General features: G+C 72.4%; 10 protein-coding genes and 1 pseudogene. 3 read left to right on the forward strand and 8 right to left on the reverse strand.

Translation table 11 applies throughout. The features are described 5' to 3' along the window. Window positions 1-564: 564 nt before the first annotated feature. A complete protein-coding gene (locus tag ACZ7M2_RS29890) occupies window positions 565-2,346 on the forward strand; it encodes an Ig-like domain-containing protein (protein ID WP_471597910.1) in 1,782 nt (593 codons plus the stop codon). Window positions 2,347-3,172: 826 nt separating this feature from the next. Here the strand turns inward: ACZ7M2_RS29890 and ACZ7M2_RS29895 are convergent. From ACZ7M2_RS29895 to ACZ7M2_RS29925, 7 genes are all read right to left on the reverse strand, one after another. Next, window positions 3,173-5,353, reverse strand: a complete 2,181-nt coding sequence (locus ACZ7M2_RS29895; RefSeq protein WP_471597911.1) for a condensation domain-containing protein — start codon at window positions 5,351-5,353, stop codon at window positions 3,173-3,175. A 450-nt stretch (window positions 5,354-5,803) separates the two neighbouring features. Further along, window positions 5,804-6,808 carry a 4'-phosphopantetheinyl transferase family protein gene (locus ACZ7M2_RS29900; protein ID WP_471597912.1) on the reverse strand — a complete coding sequence of 335 codons (1,005 nt, stop codon included), beginning with the start codon at window positions 6,806-6,808 and terminating at the stop codon, window positions 5,804-5,806. 266 nt (window positions 6,809-7,074) lie between these two features. After that, window positions 7,075-8,802 (reverse strand): hypothetical protein, encoded by a 1,728-nt coding sequence (locus ACZ7M2_RS29905; protein ID WP_471597913.1) that lies wholly within the window; start codon window positions 8,800-8,802, stop codon window positions 7,075-7,077. 38 nt (window positions 8,803-8,840) lie between these two features. Beyond that, on the reverse strand, window positions 8,841-9,950 hold the full coding sequence (locus ACZ7M2_RS29910; RefSeq protein WP_471597914.1) for an SRPBCC family protein: 1,110 nt from the start codon (window positions 9,948-9,950) through the stop codon (window positions 8,841-8,843). 605 nt (window positions 9,951-10,555) lie between these two features. Beyond that, a complete protein-coding gene (locus tag ACZ7M2_RS29915; RefSeq protein WP_471597915.1) occupies window positions 10,556-11,428 on the reverse strand; it encodes an AfsR/SARP family transcriptional regulator in 873 nt (290 codons plus the stop codon). Window positions 11,429-12,064: 636 nt separating this feature from the next. Next, window positions 12,065-12,703, reverse strand: coding sequence for a ScbR family autoregulator-binding transcription factor (locus ACZ7M2_RS29920; RefSeq protein ID WP_471597916.1), 639 nt, complete (start codon window positions 12,701-12,703; stop codon window positions 12,065-12,067). A 735-nt stretch (window positions 12,704-13,438) separates the two neighbouring features. Further along, window positions 13,439-14,107, reverse strand: coding sequence for a ScbR family autoregulator-binding transcription factor (locus tag ACZ7M2_RS29925; RefSeq protein WP_471597917.1), 669 nt, complete (start codon window positions 14,105-14,107; stop codon window positions 13,439-13,441). A gap of 306 nt (window positions 14,108-14,413) precedes the next feature. Here ACZ7M2_RS29925 and ACZ7M2_RS29930 point away from each other — a divergent pair, with 306 nt between their 5' ends. Both ACZ7M2_RS29930 and ACZ7M2_RS29935 read left to right on the forward strand, forming a co-directional pair. Then, window positions 14,414-14,773: an MvdC/MvdD family ATP grasp protein gene (locus ACZ7M2_RS29930; protein ID WP_471597918.1), complete on the forward strand. Its 360-nt coding sequence runs from the start codon at window positions 14,414-14,416 to the stop codon at window positions 14,771-14,773. 220 nt (window positions 14,774-14,993) lie between these two features. Then, window positions 14,994-16,279, forward strand: a pseudogene (locus ACZ7M2_RS29935) (IS256 family transposase). Window positions 16,280-17,026: 747 nt separating this feature from the next. Here ACZ7M2_RS29935 and ACZ7M2_RS29940 read toward each other — a convergent pair. Then, the gene (locus ACZ7M2_RS29940) at window positions 17,027-19,996 is read right to left on the reverse strand and encodes a carbohydrate binding domain-containing protein (protein WP_471597919.1); all 2,970 of its coding nucleotides are present in this window, start codon (window positions 19,994-19,996) and stop codon (window positions 17,027-17,029) included. Window positions 19,997-20,169 lie beyond the last annotated feature (173 nt).

Consider the following 20,169-nt stretch of genomic DNA (forward strand, 5'->3'; position numbering starts at 1 on the left):
GACGGGCACACCCCGCAGGCACAGCGGGGACGTACGGCAGGGCGTACGGCGGGCACAGCGGGACGGGCGGCGGGCGCCGGGGATGCGCGCAGGCGGGCGGGGTCCGCCCGGGCTGCCCGGCGGCGTCGGCCGTCCCACCCTCAACGGCCCGGCCGGACCCCTTCTTCTGCACGGGCGCGGCGCCACGGGTCTGTACGGGCGCGGCGCCACGGGCCTGTACGGGCGCGGCGCCACGGGTTTCAGCGCCGGGGTGGCTTCGTCCACGAGTTTTGGCAGCACTTCGGCACCGATTCGGGAGGCACCAGGCTTCCGAGACTGCGGCGGGATGTTCACGAGTTTCGACAGCACCGCCCGCCTGCGGGGCCCGGCCTGGTGAGGTCCTGGGCGACAGAGGTCGGGGGCGCGCTCCGGTCTTGCGCGCATGCCGGGTGGGCGGGGGACCGCCGGGGTGATTCGGCGGTGTGTCGGATCGGTTGCCGGTCGGGGGTCGGGCTGCCTGATCCAGGGTGGCGGAAGGCAATCCCCTGCCGGGAGATTCCCCTTTCCGCTTTCTGGGAGTAGATCGTGACTTTCTCACTGTCGGTTGCCGGTGGTCAGCCAGGCTCAGACCTGCGCGGGTACCGTGCCGGTTCGGCGGGCCGCCGTGGACGTGCGCTGGCCGTTGCGGCCGGCATGCTCTGTGCCGTCGGCATCACCCCGGTGGCACTGTCCGGGACCGCTCATGCCCAGGGCACATGCACGACCTCCGGTAACACCACCACCTGCACGTTCGCCTTCACCGGCGCCGAGCAGACGTTCACCGTCCCCAACGGCGTCACGCAAGCCGACGTCACGGCCATCGGCGGCCACGGCGGCCTGGAGGGGCTCGGTGGCGTGAGCGGCGGCCGTGGCGCTCAGGTGTCGGGCACTCTTACCGGGCTGTCCAGCGGACAGACGCTCTACGTCGAGGTCGGCGGCAACGCCACCAGCAACGGACCCTGTTTCCCGTCGTCGCTGTGCATCGGCGGCTTCAACGGCGGCGGCAACACCCACTTCGGCGGCGGCGGAGGCGGAGCTTCGGACATCCGCACCCAATCCCGCACCGTCCCCCTGACCACCGCCGACTCCCGTCTCATCGTGGCCGCGGGCGGCGGTGGAGCCGGTGAAGCCGCTCAAAACCCCTGCCCGGGAAGCCCGGGCGGGGATGCCGGTCAGCCGGGCGCGGACGGGGCCTGCAGCGGAGGAATGGGCGGCGGGGCGGGTACCGCCACCCAGGGCGGGGCCGGCGGCGCCGGGGGCGGCGGGACACCATCCGGTGCGCCCGGGACGCTCGGCACCGGCGGCAACGGCGGCCTGGACACGGGCGGCGGAGGCGGCGCCGGCTTCTACGGCGGAGGCGGCGGAGGCAACATCAACCCTCTGGTCACCCCGGCGGGGAGTGGAGGCGGTGGGGGCGGTGGCTCGTCCCTCGTACCGGCCGGCGGCACCGGCCCCACGCCGACCAGCGCTGATGCGAGTATCACCATCAGCTACACCAGCCCCACGGTGACGACCACGCTCACGACCTCGCCGAACCCGTCGCTTTTCGGGCACCCGGTCACGCTCACCGACACCGTCTGCCCTGCCGGCGGCTCCGCCCCGACCCCGACCGGCACCGTCACCTTCACCGACGGCGGCGCCACCCTCGGCACCGCCCCCCTGTCCCCCGGCGGAGGCGACCACTGCGCCCAGGCCCAGCTGACCTGGTCGAACCTGCTGCCCGGCGGCCACACCCTGATCGCCCAGTACAGCGGCGACGCCACCTACCCAGCCCCCGCCGCAGAAAGCGCCGCCCAGACGGTCAACTGCACGCGCACCGTCACCGGGTCCCTCCCCTCGGTCGTCGCCACCGGCGAGAGCACCTGCATCGTCAACGCCACCGTCCACGGCCGCGTCTCGGCCGGCCCGGGCACCGCCCTGTTCATCGGCGGCTCCACCGTCCAGGGCAGCGTCGCCTCCAGTGGCTCCACCCTGGTCGGGGTGTGCGGCACCACCGTCACCGGTTCTCTCGCCGTCGACGGGGCAAGCAAGTTCGTCGTCATCGGCGATCCCGGCGACGACCACTGCGCCGCCAACCAGATCAACCAGTCGTCAGCGCTGAGCAACAACACCGGCGGCCTGGAGGCCATCGGCAACCACATCGGCGCAAACCTGCTGGTCTCCGGCAACACCGGCACCGGCCCCTTCCCCGAAGACAACCGCCCCGGGATCGAAGGCAACACCATCGGCGGCTCCCTGGTCTGCTCGGGCAACACCCCGCCCCCCACCAACAACGGACACCCCAACACCGTCACCGGCACCCGCACAGGCCAGTGCACAACCCTGTAACCCACCCGGCCAGACATCTCGCCCCCGGGTAAGCCCGTCGTGCCCGTGCCCGTGCCCGCTGCCGCACTCCACGCAGCGGGCACGGGCTCCTGGCGTCGCCCGGCACCCCTCCAGCTGCTTCGTGGACGGCGAGGGCCGGAGCTGCGGAAGAAGGGCTACGAGCCGCACGCCGCCGGCTGAAGCACAGGTGCCTCCCCTTCTCGCGAACAGCACCTGTTCGAGCAGACGCGCGGCTCCCCATCTCATGTCGAAACGACGGCACAACCCGCGTACACAGCCACCAGGGCTCCCCGCTCGTCAGCACGGTGTGCCGGCGTGCCCGGGAACACCGCGGGCGGCGCAAAGCCGCAGACGGCACAGAACGTCTCCGGCCGGCGCGACCAGGCCCCGCCGCGACCGCCGGCGAACCGATGCCCGGGCTGCCCCGGCTTCTTCCACCGGTACGAGAACGGGGACCTGCGCACCGCCGTCGGGCGGCCGGCGGCCAGGACCGCCGGCACGCCCGGTGAGCCGAACGCCGTGATGAGACAGGCCCGCTCCGCACCCCGCGGGCGGCCAGGCTCCCGGTACCGGCCGCAAGACGGCCCCCTGCGCGCCGGCCGCACGCCCGGCCGGCGTACGGGTGAGCGGAAAACCCCTCACGCAGACCGCCTGCCGGACGGGCCGCCTGCCGGACGGGCGGGATACCCGAAGAGCCCGCCGGGGCACGGCAGGACGGTCCCGCCGGGGCACGGGAGAGCGTCATCATCGGCGTGACGGGTGCACACGGCGGGCGGACGTGCGTCCGGTTTGGGCGGGGCCGGCGCTGCCACGGGGCGGGGCGGGTTCAGGGGGGCGGGGTGAGGACGGAGCTCACCCCCCGGGCGAGGGCGGACGCGCAGGCGGCGGCGTCGCCGATGCCGGTCATGACCACGGCCGGCGCGGCGCCGGGAGGATGCGGCGTGCGCTGGGCGAGTTCGTAGGCCGCCCTCCCCCCGGGCCCGCACCCGCACAGCACCAGGCGCCGGCCCGGCCCGGGTGCCTGCTGCAGCACGGCCGGCAGCACGCCGCGCGCGCCGTCACCGTGCACGGCCACGATTCTCTCCGGGCCGCGGTGGCCGCGGACGAACAGGTCGTAGCTGCCCGCCGGCACACCGGGGGCGGCGACCAGGCAGATCACGTCCGCGTGCGGATGCCCGGGCCGCAGCACGCTCAGGGCGGGCTGCGGCCCGGGCGGCACCGGGCGGGCCATGCGCGGTACCGCGCTCTGGGCCAGCAGGTCCAGCAGCTGTCCGGCACTGGCCCCGGCCTGCCGGTAGCCGGGCAGCGCGCGCAGCAGGCGTACGCACTGGGAGTGCAGCGCGGCGGCGTCCTCGTCCGCCAGCTGCGCCCGGTCGTACAGCAGGCCCAGGACCAGGCCGCCTGCGCTGTCGTGCCGGGCGGCGAGGGTGGCGGGCCCGCCGGCGCTGCCGGCCGCGCTGCGGGGGGTGTCCGCGTGGACGCCCTGGGCGGCGAGTTCGCTGCGCAGGGCCTTCGGCAGCGGGAGCGGGCCGTCGAACCGCACCAGGGTGCCGCCGGCACCCCAGAGCGGACCGAAACCGGCAGCAGGACCCCCAACGGGACCGGCAACAGGACCGGCAGCGGGGGCGGCGGGCGGGCAGGGGGTCCACGCGCGGATCGTCTCGGTGCTGGCCCACGGATAGGCGGCCAGGTCCAGCAGCGTGTCGCGGACCTGGTGCAGCAGGTCCTCCAGCGGGGCGGCCGGATCGACGCTCACGGTCATCGGCAGCGGGCTGTCCAGCAGGCCGGGAATGCCCGCGGCACCCGGCAGGGCGATGTCCCGGCCCGACAGCTGCACCCCGAAACTCACCGGCAGCGGCCCTTTGGCGCCCGCCGCCCGGTACAGCAGCAGCGCCCACACCAGGTGCAGCGCGCTGGACTCGGCGGCGCCGCGCAGCGCGGCCCAGGAACGCAGCCGGAAGGTCTCCGGCGCCCGCAGCCGGGTGTGCAGCAGACCGGGCCCGCTCTGCCCGGTGGCGCCGCCCGGCCGCCCCGGACGGGTGGCGGCCCGCGGCGGCGGCACCGCGCGGGCCCAGAACTGCCGCGCGGCCGTGGTGTCCTGGCCGGCCAGCCAGCGGGCATGGTCGCGCAGGTCGGGACGGCGTTCCCCGCCGGGCAGGACACCGCCGGCGGCGTAGGCGCGGTAGAACTCCCGCAGCAGCAGATGCACACCCCGCTCGTCGAGGAGCGCCGGGTGATAGGTCAGCAGCACCCGCGGCGCCGCGCCCGCACCCCCGCCGGGCCCCGCCTCCAGCACGGTCAGGCGCAGCAGCCCCGGCCGGTGCAGCGCGAACCCCCGCGCCCGGTCCCGCCGCAGCAGCTGGGGCCAGGTGACAGCAGCCGGGGAATACACGGCGATGTCCGCCTCGGCCCGGGCGTGCAGCACCAGACGCGGCGCGGCGACCCAGTCGAAACAGGCCCGCAGGACACACTCCCGGTCGACGACGGACTGCCACGCCGCGGCGAACCGCGCCACGTCAAAAGGCCCGGACCAGTCCCAGTACAGCTGCTCGGCCAGACCACCCCCACCACCCTCGCCCTCGCCGTCGTTGTTGTCGTTGGTGGTGTCGTTGGTGGTGTCGTTGGCGGTGTCGTTGGCGGTGCCCGTGCCGGCGGGAGCGGGGGTGAGGGCGGCGCGCAGCAGGGTCTGCTGGTGTCCGGTGACCGGGAGGATCTCCCCGTCCGGCGGGGGCGGGGCCAGCAGGTCGGCCAGCAGGTCCGCGGGCAGCGCAGCACACCCGCCCGCGGCAGGCAACGTCAGGCGCAGCGTGTGGTGGCCGGGCCGGTGACTGTCCAGCGCGACCCCGAAGGCACGGTGGCGCTGCGCGAGCCGGGCGGCGACCGTCTCGGCGTCCGCCGGGCCCAGCGGGCCGCGCAGTTCCAGGACCAGTGGGCCGCCCGGCGACAGCGGGACCGGCTCGTACACCACGGCAAGGACAGCGCCCTGCGGCACGTACTGGCTGCTCATCCGCCCTCCCGGACCCCAGGACCCGCCCCCGCGGCACGGCTAAGGGGCCCCCCGCACCCCTTACCCGGCCGGCAAGACCGGCAGGGGCGGCAGGGGGGTGGGCAGGACACGCACGGCAGGCACCGCAGGCACCGCAGGCACCGCAGGCACCGCAGGCACCGCAGGCACCGCAGGCACCGCAGGCGCGGCGGGCACGGCGGGCACGACCACTGCGGGTGCGGGCGGGACGGCACCGGGCGGGGTGACGGCGGACGGGCCGGCCGGGCGGTGCGCGCGGGCCGCGGCGCCCGGCCCGCGACGGGCCGGGCGGCGGCGAAAGCTGCCGCCGGGACGTCCTACGGCGGCGGCGCCCCGCACGAGGACAGGCCGCACGGGGGCGGGCCGGGCGGGGGCGGGCCGGGCCGGGTGCGGTGGGGTGGCTGCACGGTGGTTCACGACGCCCGCCTCTCGTCATGTCGGCTGTGCGCCGGAGCTGCCCGGCAGCTGCCAGCCTAACGTCGCCGCAGGTGGGAGGCCTGTTTCCTCAAGCGGGTGTGGAGCGGGCCGCGAAGCGCTCTCGATTTCCCGCGGCGGACGGCGGGCACTGCTGACCAGATACCGGCCGTGGACGAGATGGGTGGCCAGAATCCACCGCGCCGCGTCGTCCCCCTCGCCGGCCAGGACCGTACGGCCCTGCTCGTCGCGGCAAAACCCGACCGCCGAGAAACGGCGCCGCATACCGTGCCCGAGCGCCTTGGTGTAGGCCTCCTTGAGGGTCCACAGGTGCAGCAGCCGCAGCGCCCGCTCGTCCTCGCCCAGCGCGGCGAGCTGCGCGGCCTCCTCCGGGGTGCACACATAGGGGTGCAGCAGCTCGAAAGAGGGCCGGCGGGCGACGGGCTCGGCGTCCACCCCGATCGGCCCGCTGCGGCTGATACCGACCACGATCAGCTCGTCGGTGTGGGCCAGGCTCACCTCAGCCTCGGCCAGGCCGCGCAGATGCGGGCGGCCGCCCGGCCGGTAGGCGAGGTCGAGGGCGTCCGCGGGGACCTGGAGCACGGCGGCCGCGGTGTGCTTGAGGACCATCCGGGAGACGGCGAACCGCAGCCGGCCCGCCGGGGCGGCCGTCTGCCGGTAACGCGGCCAGTCACGGCCGAGCACCGACCGCAGCCCGGGATCCAGCAGCGCCGCCGTCAGCCACTGCCCCCAGGTGGTGTGCACCAGGGCATGACCCTGCCCGGCGAGCTCGTCGTGCACCTGCTCCCACGGCCCGTCCGGCCCCGCCACGTGCAACGGCCGCCCCGGCGACAGCCCGGACAGCCCCCCGTCCCCCCACCCGGCCGGCAGCCCGGCCGCCAGACCCGGCGGCACACCGGACGGCAGACCGGAAGGCAGCCCGGCCGACGGACCGGGCGGCACAACAGCCGAGGCCCCTGACGGCGGGCTGGAGGGCAGCCCGGGCAGCGGCGGGCCGGGCACCCGTTCTCCCCCGCCGCCCCCCGCCCCGTTGCGCCCCGGCCCGCCGGAACCCGCCCCGGCGGACACGGTCCCAGGAGGCACGGCCCCGGGGGATGTGTCCCCCGCCGGCACGGTCCCGGGAGGCACGGTCCCGGAAAGTGTGGCCCCGGGGGGTGTGGTCCCGGGGGGTGTGGTCCCGGGGGGTGTGGTCCCGGGGGGTGTGGTCCCGGGGGGTGTGGTCCCGGGGGGTGTGGTGCTGCCCGGGCCGTCGGCCGGGCTGTGCCCGCTCACCACAGCAGCCGGGTGGCGTACACGTCGCAGTCCACGCCGTGGCGGACGCGGCCGGCCAGTTCCGCCCAGACGGGTGCGCGCGGGTCGGGGACCGGTCCGGGCAGCGGCACGCCCAGCCGTCCGGCGATGCCCGACAACGCGAGCAGCGCCCAGTGCGTACCGCCCAGAAACAGGCCGCGGCCGTCGTCGGCGGCCTCCCTGACCCCGAGCACGGCGGCGGCCAGCCACAGCAGGGCCTGCCGGTCCGCCAGCGCCCGCGCCGCCACAGCACCGGGGTCCGCGCCCGCCGTACGGCACGGCCGGCGCAGCGCGCGCTGCTCGGTCAGCAGCCGCCGCGCCAGCGCCCCCAGCGCGGCACGACCCGCATCCGCACCGCCCGCACCGTCCGGGCGGGCGGTGCCGGCGCGCAGCAGACCCGACAGCACCACACCGTCCCCGCCCGGGCCGTACCCGCCCGGCTGTGCCCCGCCCGGCTCATGCCCGCCCGGGGTATGCCCATCCGTCTCGTGCCCGTCCGGGGTAAAGCGGCCGGACTCGTGCCCGTCCGGGGTGTGCCCGTCCCCCTGCTCCCCGGTAGCGGCAGCGGCGGCGGGGGCGGGGGCGGGCGGGTCGGCGAGCCGGAAGGGGGCGGGGACCGGGCCGCGGTACGCGGCGCGGGGCTCCTCGGCCGCCAGGGCCGGCAACGCCCCGGCCAGACGGTCCTGCCAGTGCGCGGCGCCCGCCGCGTCCACCCCGGCCAGCGGAAGGTCGCGGGTCAGTTTCGCAAGCATCCGGCCCCCGGTGCCGGCGGGTCCGTGGCCGCATTCGGCAAGGACCAGTCCCAGCTGCGCCAGTACGTCGGCCAGCACGGTCGGCACCACATAGCCGGCCACCGCACCCAGCAGCCCCGCCCCCGCCCCCATCCCGGGGCCGGGGGTGGGGCCGGCCGGGCGGCGCAGCGCCACACAGGTCAGGCTCTCGCAGGCCAGCAGGTCGGCGAAGGCGGCGGCGAGCACGGGCTGCCACTGCCGCAGAGCCGGCTCACCGCCGCCGCGGCCGGCCACGGTGAGCGCGGCCTGGCGCAGCACACTGCCGGCGGCGGCCACCAGCGCCGCCGGCCCGAGCAGCGCGGCGGGCACCGGGGAAAACTCCGCGACCTGTCCCCGGGCAGGCGCGGCAGGCGCCGTACCGGACCCGCCAAACGCGCCCGCGGCATGTCCCAGCGCCAAATCCCGGCGCAGGAGCGGACGCAGGGCACGCACCCGCTGGTCGGCGGCGCGTACCTGCCCCAGACCGGCCGCCGTAAGAAGCGGGACCGCCCGCCCGGCCCAGCCCTCCCCCGCCCCCGCAGACCCGGCAGACCCGGCAGACCCGGCGGAGGCGGCGGAGGCGAGGGCGGGCAGGCCGTAGGGATTGGCCGCATCGCGGGGATCGCCCAGCAGCGCCTCCAGCCGCAGCGCGGCGAGCGCCACCTCGAGCGGCGGCGCCAGCGCGGCATACCGGTACGCCAGCGCTCCCGGGACCGGCCCGGCCGGACGGACGGCGCTCCCGCACCCGCCACTCCCCCCGCGCCCCGTCTCCCCCCGCACCGTCTCCCCCCGCACCGAGGACACCGACGCCGCCGGTCCAGACGGCCCGGGCGGCGGGGCCGGGGCCGCCGGCCGGGCCGGCGGGACAGCAAGGGCAGAAGCAGCGGCGGGGGCGGGGGCGGGGGTGTTGGGCGCGGCGGGCTGGGTGACGGCCATGACCGGCCTCCTGTTCATCTGGTCATCTGGTCGGCTGTTCATCGCAGACGGCGCACGGTGCTCTCGGCATGCCACTTGGCCAGGCCCAGCGTTTCGGTACTGGCGCGCGACAGCCAGGCACGGACATGGTCACGGGCCTCCAGCAGGCCGGTGCCCGCACCGAGCACCGGGGCGACGGCCTCCGGCCGGAGCATCACCTGATGGGCCGCGACGGCCGTGACCCCGGACGCGTCCGGCAGCAGCGACCACTCACCGCTGTGGGCGGCGATCAGCTCGGGCGTGCGCGTCTCCTTGTAGACGATCCGCCCGGCATGCGGGAAGCACAGCCGCACGGCCCGCGTGCTCACCGTCCGCCCGCCCGGCGCAGCGCAGGTGTCCAGGGACACCACCTGGATCCCCGGCACGTCCTCACGCACACCGGCCCGCTCCACGTGCGGGAGCTGCCCGGGCCAGTGGCCGATCCGGTACAGGAAGTCGTAGACCAGCTCCGCGGGGCCCGCGATCCGCACCCGGTCCTCGAACGACAGCAGCAGCTCGTCCAGCTGATCCCACCGCCCGGCCGCCCGCCGTACCGCCGCGAGCCGGCGGTGCACATCCGCCTCCGCCGCCCGGCGGGCGCCGTCCGCAGCCGTCACCGGCAGCCCGCGCTCCTGACGCAGGCCCAGCACACACTCCGCCTCACCCGCCGGCCGCACACTCCACACACCCGAGACCCCACTGCCCGGCCAGGCAGCGTCCTCCTGCTCGAACACGACCGCCCGGGCACCGGGATGCAGCACCCGCCGGGCATACCACGAACCAACCCGGCCCCCCAGCACACCACCCACACCGGCAGCACCGGCAGCACCGGCAGCACCGGCAGCACCGGCAGCACCGGCGGCACCGGCACCGGCACCGGCACCGGCACCGTCGGCGTCGGCGGCGGCGGCGTCGGCACCGGTGTCGTCGGCGTCGGCGTCGGCGGTGTCATCGGCCAGCTCCCACATCCGCAGCCGCTCCTGGACCCCGTCGAAATCGAGACGCTCGACATGCACGACCGAGGGCAAGAACACCGGCCAGCGCGCGGCATCCGCCAGCATCCCGTACACGACACCGGCCGGAGCGGCCACCCCCACCGTGTGCTCACAGGCGTGCACGCGCGACGACATGCCGGCCCCTCCTCCTCCAGGCGCACCCCCACCCTGCCCCCGACCACTCGAGCCCGCCTCGCGCCCGCCCGGACCCCCACCCCGCCGGCCGGCCGGCACGCCCGCCCCGCCGCCCGGGCGACAGCGCCCACACCACCCGAACACCATCCACCGCAGCCGCCACGGCCCACACCCCCGGCACCAGCAGCCCGCACACCACACACAGCCCGCACCGCACGGACGGAACAGGCGAGATGAGCAGCCCAGGCAGAACGGGCAGAACGGGCAGCACCAGCAGCCCGTACAGCCCGGGTGACACAGGCCGGGCGGGCGGGGTGAGGGGCCGGACGGGCGGCACAGGCCGGACGCGGCGGAGTGAGAACCGGACGGGCGGCACGGGCCGGGCGGGCGGGGTGAGGGGCCGGACAGCGGGCCGCAACCGCAGACCCGGGCGTACGCGGGGAGCCTGCCGGGGGCGAGGGGGCGGGGGCGGACCGGGACCGGGACCGGGGCATGCGCCAGGTCCCGGCGGACGGGACCCGGACCGGGACCGGGACCGGGACAGAAGCGGAGCCAGAAGGAGGCCCGCCGGCCGGGGAGGGGGAGCCGGCCGGGGCGAGAGGGGGTCAGCCGATCGGGGCGAGGCGGCCGGTCCCGGCGGGGCCACTGCCCGGGGAGCCCGGCCCGGCGGAACCGGGAGCGGTGGCGGTGGCGGTGGCGGGTGAGCCGTCCGGACGGGCCATCAGGATGGAACGCTGCAGCTTGCTCAGCGCCGCCGACGGTTCCAGGCCCAGACTGCGCACCAGGGTGGCACGCAGCCGCTGGTAGGCGTCCAGGGCCTCGCCCCGGCGCCCGGAACGGTACAGGGCCAGCATGTACTGCCCGCACAGGCTCTCGTGGGTGGGATAGCGGCTGACCAGCACGGTCAGCTCGGCCAGCAGCTCACGGTGGCGGCCCAGCCGCAGATCGGCCTCGATACGCTGGTCCAGCGCACACAGCCGGCTCTCCTCCAGCCGTTTGACCTGGGTGACCAGGTGCATCCCGGCATGCACATCGGCCAGCGGCGGCCCGGACCACAGCGCGAGCGCGGCCCGCAGATGCCGGGCGGCCCCGGGGAAGTCGGCGGCGTCCATCGCCCGGTAGCCCAGCCCCGCCAGCCGCTCGAACTCCCGCACATCACTGCCGCCCCCGCCGCTCTTGAGGAGATAACCGCCCGGCACGGTCAGCAGCACATCCTTGGCCGTACGGGCATCAGCCGCATCCGGCCCCAGCGCCACCGTGATCAGCTCCCGCAGCTGCAGAATGTACGTCTGCAGCGTGGGCCGCGCACTACGCGGCGGCCTGCTGCCCCACAACTCCTCACTCAGCATGCCCACCGGCACCATCTGATCAGCCTGCAGCACCAGCAGGGCCAGCACCTGCCGCGGCTTGGGAGCAGTCGGAGTAATCGAAACGCCCTTCTCCCGCACAGCAAGAGTGCCGAGTATGTCGGTATCCACGCCGTCTCCCCTGTCCGTCCACTGCGCCCTGCCCAACCCCTCGGACCCCACCAACACCCAGGCCCCAAAACCCCAAACCCAAACCCAAACCCAGACCCGGACCCAGCCCGGAACTCGGACCCACCCGGAACCCGCACAGCCCCGGCCCCGAACTCCCAGACCACCAGACCAACAGCACAACCAGACCCCGGACCACCAGGCCCCGGACCGCAGGGCCCCGACGCCGCCAGGCCCCGATGCCGCAGGGCCCCGGACCGCAGGGCGCCGACGCCGCCAGGACCGGGACTGCCAGGCCCCAACACTGCCGGGCCCCGGACTGCCGGACCCCGATGCTGCCAGGCCCGATGCCGCCGGACCCCTGTCTGCCAGTACCGGCAGTACTGCCGGGCTGCCGGTACTGCCGGCGGGTGAGCCGCGCCCGCCGGCCGGGATCCACCCGACATCACCGAGTAAAAAACAGCATGGACGGTATGTCAATCTCAAACCGGTCGTCTTGTTTTCTCTCCGCCGATGCTCGAGATCCCCTCGAGAGAATCCGACTTCTGGCACATAAGTGTCTGGATCGGGCGGGATTCCGGTTGCTGCGGCCGCTCTGCCAGCGGTTTGACTTCCCCATTGCCGGACCATGCGGTCTGTTTACCTGGGGGTGCGGTCGGTTCCGGCGGCCCGGGGACCGGGCAGGACCGGCAGCCGGTGCGAGGGAGCCACGAGGCCGGGCAGCAGCAGGGCCCAGAACTGCTCCACCAGACGAGGAGAGGAGCGCACCCGCTGACGGGAGGCGAGCCGGCCGAACCCGGCGACCGAGGCGACCACCGCCACCGCGGCCGCCTCCGGGGACACCCCCCGCGCCAGCTCCCCCGCCCCCTGCGCCTCACGCAGCAGCCCATGCACCCACTCACACCACCACCGCCCCGGCCCCTCCGCACTCTTGCGCGAAGGATCACCGGCCAGCTCGAACCCCGCCCGCAGCACCGGATCCACCGCCAGAGCCGCCACCAGATCACCACTCACATCCACCAGCAACTGCAGCCCGCCCCCGCCCCCCGCACCCTCCCGCACCACCAGCCGCTGCACCGCAGCCGTCGCCGCCGCCTCCACCTCACGCGCCAGCAGATCCTTGCTCGGGAAATGAAAATGCAGCGCCCCCGTACTCACACCCGCCCGCCTGCTGATCACCGGCAGCGAAGCCAGCGCATACCCGTCCTCCGCAAACACCTCCGCCGCCGCACGCACCAAAGCCCGACGCGTCCGCACCGCCCGCACCTGCCTGACCACCCCCACCCCTCCTCCCCGGCCCACCACCGACCACCACCAGCACCACCCCCGGACACACCGGGACCACCACACCACCCTACCAAACCGCACGCGCGGTATGTTTACCGTCGGCAACCCACCCCGGACCACCCACCCGGCCAGCCCCCGACCCGGCACAGAAACACACACACGAACCCGCCCACACCCCACCCCGGCCACCGCACCACCGGACCCCACCCACAGACCCCACTACCACCCCACCCCGCCACCGGACCCCGCTACCGGGACACACCACCAGAGCGCACCACCGGACCCCACCCACCGGAAGAGACCCGCCCCCGCCCGGCCACCCCGCACACCCCGACACCACGGCCCTACACGCAGCCGACCACAACACCGACCAGGCCGGACACAGCCGGGAAAGACACCCGACACCACAAGAAAGGCACCCCCACACGCCCGCCCACCATCAACGCCACCACTCGACACCCACTCGCACCCCGCCAGAACCCCCACCCCGCACCCACCCGACCCTGGCCCGCCCCCGCACCGGGGCCGGGGCCAGGGCCAGGCCAGGGGCCGGGGCCCGGGCACACAGAGGCAACACGGAGGCAACACAGACCGGCCAGGACAGGACCGGCCACACACCAACAGGCCGGACGAACCCGCAGGCCCGCCAGGCCAGGCAGGCCCGGCGGGCAGGGCGGGGCGGGCAGGCCGGGCTGGCCGGGCCGGGCCGGGGAAGGAAGGCCGGGGTCAGGCCGGGGCGCCGACCCCGTCCACACCCGCCGGCTCCCCCGCCTCCGCAGCCAGCCGCTCACCCTCCGCAGCCACCTCAGCAGCCCGGGCCGGATCAATCACCAGCCTGCCCAGCACCGCCGGCACCGCCACACTCGGCAGCAGATGCTCGAACAACGCACACACCCGCTCCTCCAGATCCTCCCGGCCCGCCAGCGTGTGCGAATACACCTGCACCCCCGTCCACGCCGCCGAGAACACCCACGCACTCTCAGCCACATCCACCTGCGGCAGCAACTCCCCCTGCTCCTGCGCCTCCCGCAGCACCTTCTCCGTCGCATCCAGCCACGTCCGGATCGTCCACGTACCGAAAATGGCCCCCATCTCCTGCCCCAACGACAACCGCGCCGACGCAGACACCACCGGACGACACCGCATCCGATACGCCAACGCCAACCCCATATCCACCAACTCCTGCAACTTACTCACCCGCGGCGCCAGCACAAACCCCGCAAACTGCTCCCCCAACACCCCCTCCGCCAACGCCCGCTTCGACGGAAAATGAAAATACAAAGCCCCCTTCGTCACCCCCGCCCGCGCCAACACCTCACCAATCGTCGCCGCCTCATACCCACGCTCATCAAAAACCGACGCCGCCGCATCCAAAATCACACGCCGCGTCCGCACCGCACGCTCCTGCCGCACCACAAACCCTCCAGCCACCAACCCACAACCCACCACAACATGCTCCCTGCAACCACCCCAAACCAAACCAGCTAGTCCGTATATTCACAAGACCAAAACCCCCCACCACCCCCACACCAACAACCGGACGACCCGATTCAACCCCCACCACCCCACCCCACGCCAGACGAAACCCCCACCCCCAACGCCCACCACACGGCCACAGCACCACACCAAGAACAAAAGACAGATCGGCCGGTTCCGCCACCCCCGCACAACCCGGTCATCTACAAGCCGCTCCACAATCCCGTGTACCGAGTCGACGGCGTCTCCTCCGTCGCCAAGATCGCCGAGGTGACCGCCGACGAGATCAACGAGAACGCGGCCGGCACGGCGCACCTGTTCCAGCAGCGCATCCGCAAAACAGCCGACGTACGCGTGACCGCCATCGCCTCCCGCACGTTCTGCCTGCGCACCGACTCCGACCTCCCCGACTGGCGCACCGACTACAGCCGACTGAACTACACCCCGGTGGAGCCGCCGCCCAGGATCGAACAGGCACTACACCACTACCTCAACCACCTCAGGCTCACCTTCGGCACTTTCGACTTCCGCATCGGCGACAAGGGCCGATGGCGGTTCCTCAAGTCCAACCCCTCCGGCCAGTGATACTGGCTGGAACCTGAGACAGGCCTGCCGATGCGAGCGGCCAAGGCAGACCTTTCGGGGAGGACAACGTGACGGACCAAGCGCACCTCCACAAACAACCCATCACCACCATGACGGCGAAGGGCAGCCTTGCGCCTGCCGACAAACTCATCCGCCCAAGGGTCTGTACGCTCACCGGTGCAATTGATGATCATGGAAGAGACATCAAGTGACTGACACCGTGCCCGAGTTCGTGGCTCCCGATGACCAGGCGGACCCGTTTCCGGACGCTGCGACGGTCGAGCAGAAACCGATCGACCAGCTCGTCGAGCAGGCCCCCAGCAAGGGGCTGCAGCTGACCGGGGAGGGCAGGCTGCTGCAGCAGCTGACCAAGGCGGTTCAGGAGTCCGCTCTGAAGGGCGAGATCACCGGCCATCTCGGCCATGACAACCACGACCCGGCGGGCAAGGGACGGCGGCAACTCCCCTAACGACACCCGGCCCACGACAGTCCTGACGGACATCGGGCAGGTCGAGAACGACGTGCCCCGGGACCCGGAGGGCTCCTTCGAGCCGGCCATCGTCAAGAAGCGGCAGCGCCGGCCGACCGGCGTCGACGAGATGGTGCTCTCGCTGTCCGCAAAGGGCCTCACACACGGGGAGATCTCCGCGCACCCGGCCGAGGCCTACGGCGCGGACGTGCCCAAGACGACCATCAGCACCATCACCGACAAGGTGATGGATGGCATGGCGGAATAGCAGAACCGGCCGCTCGACCGCGTCCACCCGGTCGTCCTCACTGACGCTATCAACGTCAAGATTCGCGATGACCAAGGAGCGAACAGGCCGATCCACGTGGCCCTGGCGGTCACCGCCGAGGGACATCGCGACATCCTCAGCCTGTGGGCCGGCGACGGCGGCGAAGATGCGAAACACTGGCCTCGAATGCTCTCCGAACTCAAGAGCAAGGGCGTCAAGGATGCCCTCATGCTCGTCCGCGACGGGCTGAAGGAGCTGCCCGACACAGTCGGCGAAGTCTGGCCCCGAACTGTGATGCACACGTGCGTGGTTCACCTGCTACGGGCATCATTCCGTTACGCGGCCCGGCAGGACTGGGACAAGATCGCCAAGGCGCTCAAGCCCGTCTGCACCGCGCCGACCGAGGACGCGGCCACAACACGGTTCCTGGAATTCGCCGAAACCTGAGGCAAGAAATACCCGGCGAACGCCCGCCTCAGGGAGCCCAGCCGGCCCGACCTCACGCCCTTCCCCCAGCGTGATGCAGAAATACGCCGCACCGTATGCACAACCAACAGCACCGAAAGCGTCAACGCCCGCATCCGCAAGGCTGTCCGCCCCCACAGGCACTCCCCCCACGGAACAGGCCACCCTCAAGTACGTCCACATGGCCGCCATGAGCCTCAACCCCACCGGCACCGGCCGCAAACGCTGGACCATACACTGGAAGCGGGCCATGAACACCTTCCACCCGGCCTCCGACGGCCCCCTCACCACACGCCAGCCCTAACCACACCAAAACCAGCTACACCAATCGCCTTACAGACCCGCTTCCCGCTACTCCCCGGTGAGTGCTGCGTAATCGGGCACGCAGGGAGCACATGTGACCTTCTCCCCGTTCCAGTCTGCTCGGTTCGGGCCTCGTCGCCGGGACGGCCGCACTATCGTCAGGCATATGAAGGTCCGCCACAATGTTCGTGCGGTTCTGCTCGACGACGACCATCTGGTGTTCCTGCGCCGAGGATGGTCGGGCGGCGCCCCCCACTACACGACCGTCGGTGGGGGCGTCGAACCCGCCGAGAACGTCTCGACATCACGCAGGGCCGTGTCGACGTCCTCCGCCCGCGCCACCATAGAGGCATCGATCTCTTCGACGAAGACCACACCTCGCTCCCGCAGTTGGGCATACACGGGGTAAGAACATTATGAGCCCTCGGGCTCGACCTGGGTAATCGCGTCTTTGCTGGACATGACTTCCTTCCCGTCGGTTCAGCGACCCAACCGGCAATCCCGAGCGGGGGCGCGTAGGTCCAAGGGCTGGCGAACAAGTCAGGAAACCGCGGTGCTGTCGAGGTGCCCGCACACGGCGAGAGACTCTGCAAAAAACAGCTGACCGTCACTCAGCTCGAATGCCGAAGGGTAGACCGAACCCAGCGGCTGCGACTACTACGCCGGCATCGCCCACGTCTTCATCGCTGTTCTGCTCGCGATTCCGCGTGGGCCCGGGGGTTCGTGCTCCCCCGGGCCCACGCACCGCTCACTTCAGGTAGGGGCCGTCGGTCCCGATCTTCCCGGGGCCGTTCAGCACATACACCCTCAGATTGCCCTTCCCCGGCGCCGCCACGGAGAGCGTGCCGTTGGAGACGGTCTTCACGTCGCCGGTGACGGCGTCCCGGTAGGTGCCGTTCGGGATGCCGGTGTAGGTCGCGCCGCCGGTGACGGTGACGAGCGCGAAGCTGTCGGTGCTGCCGCTGGTGTAGCGGCGCTTGAACGCCATCGAGCCGCTGATGCCGTCGGTCGAGTACTGGCCCATCTGCAGGGCCGGGACGGCACGGCGAATCTGGTTCAGGCGCTGGAGGTGCTTCACGAGCGGCTGCGCCAGGGTGGTGGCGACCTCGCCGGTCGCCGAGTCCGTGGTGCCGAACTCGGACGCTGTGACGGTGCCTTGAAGATGGTCGCCGTAGTATGCGCGGCCGGTGGAGGCCAGCGGGCAGGTCGGACCGCAGTCGATCTGCTTGCCCTTCTGGAACTCGATCTCCGAGCCGTAGTACAGGGTCGGGATGCCGCGGAACGTCCACATCAGCGCCATGTTCTCGGCCCAGGCGTCAGTACCACCACTGTAACGGGTGCTCGACTTGTTGGGGCCGTAGTCATGGCTGTCGACGTAGACGACGTTGTACGTGGCGTCGTTGACGCTGTCGTCGGAGTCCTTGCCGTTGTTGTAGGCGTTCTGCGCGTCGCCGAAGTTCATGTGCATGCGCATGTCGATGATGTTCATGCCGGAGAACTGACTGTGGTCAGGGGTGTGGTAACCGTTCCCGTTCAGGAAGGCGTTGGTGGAGGTGGGCTGGTTGCCGGTGCCCAGCTGCTCCTCGTAGTTGTACTGCTCGATGGCTGCCGTCTCGTCGTCGGCGCTGTACTCCTTGCGTTCCTTCCAGGTGTAGAACTGCGCGGAGTGGTTGACCGATCCGCGGTTCCACTTGTCGTTGACGAAGGCGCCGACCTCGCCGAAGACGAAGAAGTTCCGCGCGGCGTCGGTGCCGAACTTCTGGGTGACGCGGTCGTAGATGGCGGGCAGGAAGCGGCGGTTCCACGTCACGCGCGGGATGTGGACGGCCGTGTCGAGGCGGAAGCCGTCCACGCCCATGTCGATGTACTTGTCATAGGCGCCGATGAGGTAGTTCTGCACGGGCGTCGACTCGGTGTTGAAGTCGGCGAGGTCCTCGTGCAGCCAGCAGGAGCGCGAGTCCTCGCCCTCCCAGTTGCCGATCCAGCACTGGTGGTAGTACGCCTTCGGGAACATGCCCGAAGTGGGGCTCGGCCACTGGCAGTTGTAGAGGGTGTAGCCCTCGGCGCTCTTGCCGCCGGTGGGCTTGCCCCAGTTGACGCAGGTGTTGCCGCTGGGCTCGGCGGTGGACCAGAGGTCTCCGTTGTAGTACGACTTCCCGGACTTGGGCTCGACGGTCAGGCCGTCGTACTCGAAGCCCTCGTTCTTCTCGTCGTAGTACCAGCTCCACTCGGAGTCGCGGACGCCGTAGACGGTCGGGGTGAACAGGCCCTTGGCGCCCCAGCGGGAGCTGTGGTTGTAGACGACGTCCTGGTAGATCTTCATGCCCTTGGCGTGTGCCGCGTTGATGAGGTCCTGGTAGGAGGCACCGGCCGACTCCAGGCGCGGGTCGACCTTGTAGAAGTCGTAGCCGTGGTAGTCGTAGTCCGAGCGGTTGAGGACGACCGGGGTGATCCAGACCGCCGAGAAGCCGAGCGCCTTGATGTAGTCGAGTTTCTCGACCAGGCCCTTGAAGTCGCCCCGGAACATGGGGTCGTTGTTGGCTGCGTTACCGGACTTGGTGTGCTGGCTGCCGCCGCGGTTGTTGGAGCTGTCGCCGTCGTAGAAGCGGGCGGTGAGGACGAAGTAGATCGGGTCCTTGCGGGGGTCGGTGCCGAGCGGGGTGCCGGCGGCCGGGGCAGGGGCCTTCTCGCCGGTGGTGGCGGTGGCCTCGGCGGAGGCGGGTGAGGTGTTCCCGGCCGCGTCGACGGCCTTCACCGTGTAGGTGTAGGTGGTCTTCTCCTCAAGTCCCGTGTCGGAGTACACGGTTGAACCGACGTCGGTGACGACGGTTCCCTTGGTGCCGCCGGTGCGGGTGACCTGGTATTTTGTCACGCCCTTGTTGTCGGTCGCTGCCTCCCAGCTCACCACGACCGAGGTGTTGGTGGCGCTCGCGGTGACCTTGGTCGGGGCGGTCGGGGCCTCGGTGTCGGGGGCTTCGGCGGCGCACGGGTCCTTGGCGTCGGCGGTGACCGCCTTGTCCTTCACGGTCGTGGTGCCCGTCGGGATCGCGTAGTCGGCGCTGTTGTTGTTGTCCCAGATGCCGTTGCCGTTGTTGAAGGCGGCTTTCAGAGAGGTGGCGGAGCCGATGTCGAGGGTCTTCTTCCACCAACCCGTACAGGCAGCCTCCATACCGATGCCGGGCACCGTCGTCCAGGAGCCGCCGACGGGCGCGTAGTGGATGTTGGCGGTGGTCCAGCCCGAGGTCGCGGTCGAGTAGTAGACGGTGGCCTGGTTGCCGCTGCCCGTGCCGGTCCCGGCGCACGGGTCGCTGTGGGCGATCATGCCGTCCTTGACCGTGATCGTGCCGGTGCCCAGCGCGTAGTTGTTGCCGCCGTTGTTGTCCCAGGTGCCGCTGCCGTTGTTGAAGGTGGCCTGGAGTCCGGTGGCCGAGCCGAGGTCGACGGTCTTCTTCACCCAGTCCGCGCAGGCGCTCTCCATCTGCGTGCCGGGGACAGTCGTCCAGGAGCCGCCGTCCGGAGCGTAGTGCAGATAGGTCGACGGCCAGTTCTTGGTCTTCGTGTAGTAGAACACCGTCGCCGTGTTGGCCGTGTCGGCCACCGGTTGAACGGGAACCGCCGGGGCTGCGACCGGTATTGAGGACAGCAGCCCGAGCAGCCCGGTCGCCGCCACGAACGCCACAAGGGAGCGTCGCGACCGGCGCGGGAGTGCAGATCTCATGGCGACTCCAATACGGGGCGGATCCCGGGTGGTTGTGGGATCCCGCAAAACCAGCCGGAAACTTCCTGAAAGTTCTTGCAGCGCGGAAGCTACAGGGACATGACAGTCACGTAAAGGGTCCGCACAGGAAGATCAGCAGGGACGGAGCCACGCCCCTGCCGTATGAAGGTGAA

This window comes from Streptomyces sp. NPDC111507 (assembly GCF_055638955.1).

Coding starts and splice junctions, on each gene's coding strand:
- ACZ7M2_RS29895 (WP_471597911.1), bottom strand. CDS start 5,353: ATGAGCAGCCAGTACGTGCCGCAGGGCGCTGTCCTTGCCGTGGTGTAC.
- ACZ7M2_RS29905 (WP_471597913.1), bottom strand. CDS start 8,802: ATGGCCGTCACCCAGCCCGCCGCGCCCAACACCCCCGCCCCCGCCCCC.
- ACZ7M2_RS29910 (WP_471597914.1), bottom strand. CDS start 9,950: ATGTCGTCGCGCGTGCACGCCTGTGAGCACACGGTGGGGGTGGCCGCT.
- ACZ7M2_RS29940 (WP_471597919.1), bottom strand. CDS start 19,996: ATGAGATCTGCACTCCCGCGCCGGTCGCGACGCTCCCTTGTGGCGTTC.